The organism is Streptomyces javensis (assembly GCF_039525925.1).
Classification (GTDB): domain Bacteria; phylum Actinomycetota; class Actinomycetes; order Streptomycetales; family Streptomycetaceae; genus Streptomyces; species Streptomyces asiaticus.
Window position 1 is genome coordinate 1 of record NZ_BAAAIF010000154.1, and the last position, 8,698, is coordinate 8,698.

5 protein-coding genes are annotated in these 8,698 nt (G+C 71.9%); 3 read left to right on the forward strand and 2 right to left on the reverse strand.

Features of this window, described 5'->3' with window-relative positions; all coding sequences use genetic code 11:
• The first annotated feature begins 406 nt into the window (after nt 1-406).
• Nucleotides 407-1,201, forward strand: a complete 795-nt coding sequence (locus tag ABD329_RS46875; RefSeq protein WP_198280081.1) for an alpha/beta fold hydrolase — start codon at nt 407-409, stop codon at nt 1,199-1,201.
• A gap of 30 nt (nt 1,202-1,231) precedes the next feature.
• On the opposite strand, the gene ABD329_RS46880 is transcribed toward ABD329_RS46875, so the two are convergent.
• Nucleotides 1,232-2,986, reverse strand: a complete 1,755-nt coding sequence (locus tag ABD329_RS46880; RefSeq protein WP_198280080.1) for an NAD+ synthase — start codon at nt 2,984-2,986, stop codon at nt 1,232-1,234.
• 72 nt (nt 2,987-3,058) lie between these two features.
• Nucleotides 3,059-4,798, reverse strand: a complete 1,740-nt coding sequence (locus tag ABD329_RS46885; RefSeq protein ID WP_198280079.1) for a multicopper oxidase family protein — start codon at nt 4,796-4,798, stop codon at nt 3,059-3,061.
• A gap of 432 nt (nt 4,799-5,230) precedes the next feature.
• Here ABD329_RS46885 and glnA point away from each other — a divergent pair, with 432 nt between their 5' ends.
• Together glnA and ABD329_RS46895 are read left to right on the forward strand one after the other, a co-directional pair.
• Entirely contained in the window at nt 5,231-6,592 is a 1,362-nt protein-coding gene (gene glnA / locus ABD329_RS46890) for a type I glutamate--ammonia ligase (protein ID WP_198280078.1), read from the forward strand.
• A 188-nt stretch (nt 6,593-6,780) separates the two neighbouring features.
• The coding region (locus ABD329_RS46895; RefSeq protein ID WP_344318145.1) for a bifunctional [glutamine synthetase] adenylyltransferase/[glutamine synthetase]-adenylyl-L-tyrosine phosphorylase at nt 6,781-8,698 on the forward strand (1,918 nt) is incomplete at its 3' end.

Below are 8,698 nucleotides of genomic sequence, written 5' to 3' on the forward strand. Positions count from 1 at the left end.
CCGCCCCGGGCCCCGAACCGGGGCTTCGCTCCTTCCCGCAGCATCGATATGCGGATCCGCGCCGAGCGCCGGGGCCCGGGGCGAAGCCCCGGTTCGGGGGTCTGGGGGCGGCGCCCCCAGTTTCGGGAAGGGGCGGGGAGGGGAAAGACGTCGCCCCCGCCACATGGCGGGGGCTTTCCGCTGCCCGGTGCGCCCCGGGCCCGGCCGCCCGGCCCGGTGGTCCAGCCGCCCGGCCGCCCGGCCCGGTGGTCCAGCCGCCCGGCGGTCCGGTCCGGTGGTCCGGCGGCCCGGTTCCGGCCGCCCGGTGGCCGGGCCGCCCGACCACACGGTGGGCTTGACTTTGACATTGATGTGAGGCTTTAGCGTCCCGTCATCAGCCATAAGACGTGACGCAAGGACACACCTGATGACCAACACCTCACCCCTGGCCCGCACCGTCCGCGGCACCGGCCCCGGGCTGCTGCTCGCCCACGGCGGGACCGGCTCCATCGAGGGGAACTACGGTCCGATCCTGGACGGTCTCGCCGAGCGCTACCGCGTGGTCGGCCCCGACTACCCCGGCTCCGGCCGCACCCCGCGCGCGAGCGGGCCGCTGGACCTCGACACCCTGGCCGACCAGCTGGTGGCCACGGCCGTCGAGGAGGGTCTGGACACCTTCGCCATCGCCGGATACTCCCTCGGCGGGCCGGTCGCCCTGCGCGCCGCCATCCGCCACCCCGAGCGGGTCACCGCCCTGGTCCTGACCGCGACCTTCGCCCACCCCAGCGCCCGGATGCGGCTCCTCGTGGACGACTGGCTGCGCCACCTCCGCTCGGGCGACCAGGAGGCGACCGCCCGCTGGACCGCGCTCATCGGCGCGGGCGCGCCCTATCTGGACCGGATGACGCCCGAGGAGCTCGCCATGGTGATCGAGGGCGCCCGCGCCTCGGTGCCGCCCGGCGCGATCGACCAGGTCGAACTGGTCGGCCGGATCGACGTCCGCGAGGACCTGGGCCGGATCCGGGTGCCCACCCTGGTGATCTCCACGACGCTGGACGCGATGGCCACGCCGTACCACCACCGCCAGGTGGCGGACGCGATCCCCGGGGCGCGCCTCGCCGAGCTGGAGTCCGGCCATCTGCCGTTCGCGGAGGCACCCGCTGCGTGGCTGGGCCTGATCAGGACGTTCCTGGATGCCCAGTCAGAGTCGTCAGAGTCATAGGGAGCCGCGCGTAACGCCGCCCCAAGAGCCTCAGACGTGCTCCCGCCAGCGGTTCGTGATGGGCAGCCGGCGATCCTTGCCGAACCCCTTCGCGGAGATCTTCGTACCCGGCGGGTACTGCCGGCGCTTGTACTCGGCCGTGTCCACCATCCGCAGGATCCGGGTCACCAGCGCGTCGTCGTACCCCGCCGCCACGATCTCGGTACGCCCCTGGTCGCGGTCGACATACAGCTCCAGGATCCGGTCGAGGACGTCGTAGTCGGGGAGCGAGTCGGTGTCGACCTGGCCGGGGCGCAGCTCGGCGCTCGGCGGCTTGGTGATCGAGTTCTCGGGGATGGGCGGGGTCTGGCCCCGCTCTTCCGCCGCACGATTACGCCATTTCGACAGCCGGAAGACAGAGGTCTTGTAGACGTCCTTGATCGGGCCGTACGCGCCGACCGAGTCCCCGTAGAGCGTGGAGTAGCCGCAGGCCAGCTCGGACTTGTTGCCCGGGGCGAGGACGATGTGGCCCTCCTGGTTGGAGATCGCCATCAGCATCGTGCCGCGCAGCCGCGACTGGAGGTTCTCCTCGGCCAGTCCGGTGAGCCCCAGGGAGGCCATATAGGCGTCGAACATCGGGGCGATCGGGACCGTGCGGAAGTTCAGCCCGGTGCGCCGCGCCAGCTCGGCCGCGTCGTCGATCGAGTGCTCGGAGGAGTAGCGCGAGGGCATCGCCACGCCGTACACGTTCTGCGCGCCGACCGCGTCACACGCGATCGCGGCGACGAGCGAGGAGTCGATCCCGCCGGAGAGCCCGATCAGCACACTGCGGAAACCGTTCTTCGCCACATAGGCCCGCAGCCCCACGACCAGCGCCGTGTAGATCTCCTCGTCGTCCCCGAGCCGCTCGGCCTCGCCGCCCGCGAGCTCCGGCTCATAGCGGGGCAGCGGGTCGGCGGAGAGCGTGACGTGGTCGATGCGGAGCCCGTCGTCCACGACCCCCTCGGGGGCCGGGCCCGGGTCGGCGGCGGGCAGATCCAGGTCGAGCAGCACACAGCCCTCGGCGAACTGCGGGGCCCGCGCGATGACTTCGCCGTCCCGGTCGACCACGATCGAGTCGCCGTCGAAGACCAGCTCGTCCTGGCCGCCGATCATGGCCAGGTACGCGGTGGTGCAGCCCGCCTCCTGGGCCCGCTTGCGCACCAGGTCCAGCCGGGTGTCGTCCTTCTCCCGCTCGTACGGCGAGGCGTTGATCGACAGCAGCAGCCCGGCCCCCGCCGAGCAGCTGGCCGGCACCCTGCCGCCGTCCTGCCACAGGTCCTCGCAGATGGCGAGTGCCACGTCGATGCCGTGGACGCGGACCATGGGCAGGGTGTCGCCGGGCACGAAGTAGCGGAACTCGTCGAAGACGCCGTAGTTCGGCAGATGGTGCTTGGCGAAGGTCAGCACGACCGCGCCCCGGTGCAGCACGGCGCCCGCGTTCTGCGGCGACCCGGCCGGCTGGCCGTAGCGCCGGGCGCGCTCGCTGCGGTCGAGATAGCCGACGACCACCGGCACCTCGCCCAGCCCCTCGGCGTTCAGCCGCTCGGCGAGCGAGCGCAGCGCGGCGCGCGACGCCTCGACGAAGGACGAGCGCAGCGCCAGGTCCTCGACGGGGTAGCCGGTCAGCACCATCTCGGGGAACGCCACCAGATGGGCGCCCTGCTCGGCGGAGTGCCGGGTCCAGTGGAGTATCGATTCGGTGTTGCCGTCGAGGTCGCCGACGGTCGAGTCGATCTGGTTCAGAGCGAGGCGAAGTTGAGGCACGGGCCCAGTGTAATCGTCTGTCTGACGCGATAGCCGGGGGTGTCTCCCTTCTCACGCCGGTCAGGCTTGGCCTCACGTCTGGTAGCCGAGGATGGTCATCATCCCGGACTCCGAGTGGTAGACGTTGTGGCAGTGGACCATCCACAGCCCCGGGTTGTCGGCGTCGAGGTCCACGTTCACCTTGTGGTGCGGCAGCAGGACCGTGGTGTCCTTACGGGGGCCGCCGTCCGGCAGCGCGAAGGTGTGGCCGTGCAGATGGACCGGGTGCCACATGTCGGTGCCGTTGATGAACGTGATCCGCACCCGCTCACCCTCCCGTACCGGATAGCGCTGCGCGGGGTCGTACGGTCGGCCGTTGATCGCCCAGTCCCAGCGCCGCATCGAGCCGGTGAGCCGCATCCGGATGATGCGGTCGGGCTCCTTGGGCGTCAGCCGGACGTCCTCCGCGGCCTTCAGCCGGTCCGCGGTGAGCAGCTCGCCGTCCAGCTCCTTGGGGCGCGGGAACTTCACCGGGCTCTTGCCGCGGGTGCGCAGCACCGCCATCGCGGACCGCCCCTTGCCCTCGGCGATCACGGCGAGCGGGAAGACCCCGTCCTTGACGGTGACCAGCACGTCGTAGCGCTCGCCCATGCCCAGCAGCAGCGCGTCCGTCTTGGCCGGTACGACGGGGTAGCCGTCGGTGTGGGTGACGGTCATCCGGTGGCCGCCGAGGGCGACGCGGAAGGCGGTGTCGCCGCCCGCGTTGATGATGCGGATGCGCACCCGGTCGCCGCGCTTGGCGCGGAAGACCTGCGGGGACTCGGGGCTGCGGCCGTTGACCAGGTAGTAGGGGTAGCTGACATCGCCCGCGTGGCCGCCCAGCAGTCTGCTCTCCATGGGCGCGGCCTTCTTGCGCGCCGTGGACCGGGTCCGGTCGCGTTTGGCGCCACTCGCGGCGGTGCCTTTGGCCTTGGCCTTAGCCGTGGCCGTGGCCGTGGGTGTGGAGGTGGGCGTGGCTTTGGCCTTGGCTGTTGCCGTCGCCGTGGCCCCGCGCTTGCCGTCGTCATCCATCGAGCCGTCGTCCATCGAGCCGTCGTCCATCGCATGGCCGGCCGCGCCGCCCTTGCCCGCGTTGAGCCGCTCGAACTCCTTGTCCGGGGTGCGGCCGCCCACCCCGTCGAGCCAGTCGTCCAGGACGACGATCCACTCCTTGTCGTACGTCAGCGGCTCCTTCGGATCCTCCACGATCAGCGGTGCGTACAGCCCCCGGTCCAGCTGGACGCCGGAGTGCGGATGGATCCAGTACGTGCCCGGATAGAACGCGGTGAAGCGGTAGTCGAAGGCGGCGCCGGTCTTGATCGCGCGCTGGGTCACCCCGGGGACGCCGTCCATGTCGTTGCGCAGCCGGACGCCGTGCCAGTGCAGCGTGGTGGGCTGCGGCAGGTTGTTGGCGAGGGTGAGCGCGATCGTGTCGCCCGCCGTCACCCGGATCTCCCGGCCCGGCACCTGGTCCTCGTAGGCCCAGGACGTCACCTTGCGGGCGCCGATGTCCAGGGTGGTCGCGGTGGCGGTGAGCCGGAAGGTGCGCACCGGGCCGGGGCCCCGCCGCCGCTCGGTCGCGGCGACCTCCGGGCCGTGGGGGGAGACGTACCGCGCCGGGGTGTCGTCCGCGGGCGCGCCGGGCCTGGCGGGGGCGCCCATCGTGTTGCCGTCCACGCCGTCGGGGCCACCGGCGCGGGGGCGGGGGCCGGAGGAGCCGCAGGCGGCGAGCAGACCGCTGCCCGCGGCGGCGATGCCCGTGCCGAGCACGGCACGGCGAGTCTTTTCGTCCATGAGTCAGTACCCCAATGCTGATGTGTGCCGGATGCGTGAGGGTCCGCGCGTCCACCGCCCCGCCGGGAGGGCGGGCGGCCGACGCGCCGCGCTATGCGCCGCATCAGCGATCGGCTCGGGGGTGAGGGGCTTCGGTGCATCGCCACCTCCATCTGACTGATCCTTCAGATCATCATCCGACCGTTTGATCATCTTGATATTCGGCACCCTACCCCCAAGGGGTATGGAGCCCCGGCAGGCGCCACGGAGGGGGCAGAACGGTCGGGTCCGGGACCGGCCGGGTGAAAGTACGATGCACCCATCGTGGTGAGGTGAGGGGAGACCGGGGCGACCGGACGAAACCTCTGTGAAATCCCGCCGCGTGATACTGGGGATGCGGAAGGTGCCCCGCGCCCGCGCAAAGAGCCGTTTGACCTGCAAGGATTGGGGACCATGGATAAGCAGCAGGAGTTCGTGCTCCGTACGCTCGAAGAGCGCGACATCCGGTTTGTGCGGCTCTGGTTCACCGATGTGCTCGGCTTCCTGAAGTCCGTGGCCGTCGCGCCGGCCGAGCTCGAGGGCGCCTTCGACGAGGGCATCGGATTCGATGGTTCCGCGATCGAGGGCTTTGCCCGGGTCTACGAGTCCGACATGATCGCCAAGCCGGACCCCGGCACGTTCCAGATCCTGCCCTGGCGCGCCGAGGCCCCCGGGACCGCACGGATGTTCTGCGACATCCTGATGCCGGACGGCTCACCGTCCTTCGCCGACCCCCGCTTCGTCCTCAAGCGCATCCTCGCCAAGACCTCCGACCTCGGGTTCACCTTCTACACCCACCCTGAGATCGAGTTCTTCCTGCTCAACCAGAAGCCGGTGGACGGCAGCCGCCCGACGCCCGCCGACTCCTCGGGCTACTTCGACCACACCCCCCAGAACATCGGCATGGACTTCCGCCGCCAGGCGATCACCATGCTCGAATCGATGGGCATCTCGGTCGAGTTCTCCCACCACGAGGGCGCCCCCGGCCAGCAGGAGATCGATCTGCGCTACGCCGACGCGCTCTCCACCGCCGACAACATCATGACCTTCCGCCTGGTCATGAAGCAGGTCGCGCTGGAGCAGGGCGTGCAGGCCACGTTCATGCCGAAGCCGTTCTCCGAATACCCCGGCTCTGGCATGCACACCCACCTCTCCCTCTTCGAGGGCGACCGCAACGCCTTCTACGAGTCCGGCGCCGAGTTCCAGCTCTCCAAGGTGGGCCGCTCCTTCATCGCGGGCCTGCTGCGCCACGCCGGGGAGATCTCCGCCGTGAGCAATCAGTGGGTCAACTCGTACAAGCGGATCTGGGGCGGTTCGCAGCGCACCGCGGGCGCGGGCGGCGAAGCCCCCTCCTACATCTGCTGGGGCCACAACAACCGCTCCGCCCTCGTCCGCGTCCCCCTCTACAAGCCCGGCAAGACCGGCTCCACCCGCGTCGAGGTCCGCTCCCTGGACTCCGGCGCCAACCCCTACCTGGCCTACGCGGCCCTCCTCGCCGCCGGCCTCAAGGGCATCGAGGGCGGCTACGAACTCCCGGCCGGCGCCGACGACGACGTCTGGGCACTCTCCGACGCCGAGCGCCGCTCCCTCGGCATCGAGCCCCTCCCGCAGAACCTGGGCGAGGCGATCGACCTCATGGAGCGCAGCGAACTGGTCGCCGAGACGCTCGGGGAGCATGTCTTCGACTTCTTCCTCCGCAACAAGAAGCAGGAGTGGGAGGAGTACCGCTCCGAGGTGACCCCGTTCGAGCTTCGGAAGAACCTGCCGGTGCTGTAGCCGCGGGGCGCGGGCGGGCGCGGGCCGTGTCCGCGTCCGCCCGCGCCCGGACCTGCCGCTTCGCCCGCGGGGTCGCTTAGGCTCGTCAGCGGCGCCTTTGATCACGGGCGTGCGCGTGGTCGCGTGGCGATCACGGGTGTGCGCGTGGTCGAGCGGCGCGGAGTCGACCAGGGACGGGAGGCGGCGGGATGGCCGTACCGCAGGGACGCAGGAGCAGCAATATCACCCGGCTGCTGCGGCACGGTTTCACCGACGCCTCGGCCGCGCAGCGGCTGCTGGACGCGCCCGAGCTGGCCGCAGTGCGGAGCGATTCGGTGCTGCTGGAGGCGCTCGGCGCGACCGCCGACCCGGATCTGGCGCTGCTCGGACTCGTACGGCTCGTCGAGGCGCTGCCCGAGGAGGAAGCGGAGGAGAAGGAGGACGGCGGGCAGCGGGCCGGGTCGCGGCAGGCGCTGCTGGACACCCTCGTCACCGCCAAACCCCTGCGCGACCGGCTGCTCGGGGTGCTCGGCGCCTCCGAGGCGCTGGGCGACCACCTCGCCCGCCACCCGGGCGACTGGCACGCCCTGGTGACCTACGAATCCGCCGATCTGCACCCCGCCACCCCCGAGTTCGAGCGGGCCCTGGCCGAGGGGGTCTGGGGCGCGCCCGGGGCGGGGATGCCCCGGCCCGACGCGCTGCGCGTCGCCTACCGCCGGGCGCTGCTGGCCATCGCCGCCCGCGATGTGTGCGGCACCACCGACATCACCCAGACGGCCGCCGAGCTCGCCGACCTGGCGACCGCCACGGTGCGGGCCGCGCTGGAGATCGCGGCCGAGGAGCAGCCGCAGGACGCCGCCGCCTGCCGGCTGGCCGTGATCGGCATGGGCAAATGCGGCGGCCGCGAGCTCAATTACGTCTCCGACGTGGACGTGATCTTCGTGGCGGAGGCCGTCGAGGGCGTCGAGGAGGACGAGGCGGTACGGGCCGCCACCCGGCTCGCCTCCCGGCTGATGCGCGTCTGCTCCGACGTCACCGTCGAGGGCACCATCTGGCCCGTCGACGCCAACCTCCGCCCCGAGGGGCGCAACGGCCCGCTGGTGCGCACCCTCTCCAGCCATCTGGCCTACTACCAGCGCTGGGCCAAGACCTGGGAGTTCCAGGCGCTGCTGAAGGCACGTCCGATGGCGGGCGACGCCACGCTCGGCCAGGCGTACGTGGACGCCCTCGCGCCCATGGTCTGGCAGGCCGTCGAGCGCGAGAACTTCATCCCCGATGTGCAGCAGATGCGCCGCCGCGTGGTCGAGAACATCCCCGTGTCCGAGGTCGACCGCGAGCTCAAGCTGGGCCCCGGCGGCCTGCGCGACGTCGAGTTCGCCGTCCAGCTGCTCCAGTTGGTGCACGGGAGGTCCGACGAGTCGCTGCGCAGCGGTACGACGCTGGACGCGCTCGCGGCCCTGGCCGCCGGCGGCTATGTGGGGCGCACCGACGCCGCCGCGCTGGACGACGCCTACCGCTTTCTGCGCACCATGGAGCACCGCCTCCAGCTCTACCGGCTGCGCCGCACCCATCTGATGCCCGAGGGCGAGGCCGACCAGCGCCGCCTCGGCCGGTCGCTGGGGTTCCGCACCGAGCCGGTGACCGAGCTGGGCACCGCCTGGCGGCGGCACGCCCGCGAGGTGCGGCGGCTGCACGAGAAGCTCTTCTACCGGCCGCTGCTGGACGCCGTCGCCCAGCTCCAGCCCGGTGAGATCCGGCTCAGCTCCCAGGCGGCCGGCCAGCGGCTCACCGCCCTGGGGTACGCGGACCCGGCCGGTGCGCTGCGCCACCTGGAGGCCCTGGCGTCCGGGGTGACCCGTAAGGCGGCGATCCAGCGCACACTGCTGCCCGTGCTGCTGGGCTGGTTCGCCGACTCCGCGGACCCGGACGCCGGGCTGCTGGGCTTCCGCAAGGTCTCGGACGCGCTGGGCAAGACGCCCTGGTACCTGCGGCTGCTGCGGGACGAGGGCGCCGCCGCCGAGAACCTGGCCCGGGTGCTCTCCGCCGGGCGGCTCGCCCCCGATCTGCTGCTGCGCGCCCCCGAGGCGGTCGCCCTGCTCGGCGACCCGGAGGGGCTGCGCCCGCGCG